This window comes from Vibrio sp. 811 (genome assembly GCF_033339195.1).
In genome coordinates, this window is sequence record NZ_JAWOUB010000231.1 from 1 (window position 1) to 846 (window position 846).

Consider the following 846-nt stretch of genomic DNA (forward strand, 5'->3'; position numbering starts at 1 on the left):
AAAAACACTGCTCAATTACTAAACAAAGAAAGCGGACGATACCGAAACCAATTTATCTCGTCAAATGCATAAATTGGTCCGGAATATCGAAGTCGCGCTAAAATTTTTGTTTACTTATTGAACAGAAAACGATTTTTTAGAATTGTAAATTTTCTTAAATTTACGAGCCATGGCAGGCTTAGCCTTGATGGTCGTATTTGTAGATGTCATCTCGGTAATACAGCGTACCTTCTTCCAACCAAGCTGTTTGGTAGATGATGTGTACCGGAATACGTTCCCCTAGTGGCACCGAAGTCGTTGATGAACGAGCGCTTTCCCGCTTTTTCTCTAAACGCTCTTCCAAACCTTGAGTTTTGAACAGAAGCTCTGCAAGTTGATCGGCGTTTTCTACTCGAACACAACCCGAGCTAAACGCCCTTCTATCTTGTTGGAACAAGTTTTTACTCGGCGTGTCGTGTAGATATATGGCTTGTGGGTTCGGCATGTTGAATTTGTACAAACCCAACGCATTGTGCGAACCAGACGCCTGACGCACGCGGTCCGGGAACGTTCTTGGATTAACTGTTGCCCAGTTGATCGTGGTTGGATCGATGATTTCACGCGACGTCCAAGAACGGATGATTTGAATGTTATGTTCCATTAAATACATCGGATTGCGTTTCACTTTTGGAATAATGTCTTTCACCATGATTTTCCAAGGCACATTCCAAGTAGGATTTAAGATCACCGAATCTAGCGTTCCCGTCATGATTGGGGTTTTTCTTGAAGCTCGACCAACCACAACTTTTGATTCAAACAGTGGCTGACCATCATGCCAGTACGTAACTTCATAACCCGGCACGTTCA

Annotated in this window: 1 protein-coding gene; it reads right to left on the reverse strand. The window is 43.1% G+C overall.

What is annotated here, in order from left to right; genetic code table 11:
• Positions 1 to 178 precede the first annotated feature (178 nt).
• On the reverse strand, positions 179 to 846 hold a 668-nt coding region (locus R7Q46_RS26025), incomplete at its 5' end, for a L,D-transpeptidase family protein (protein WP_318078061.1).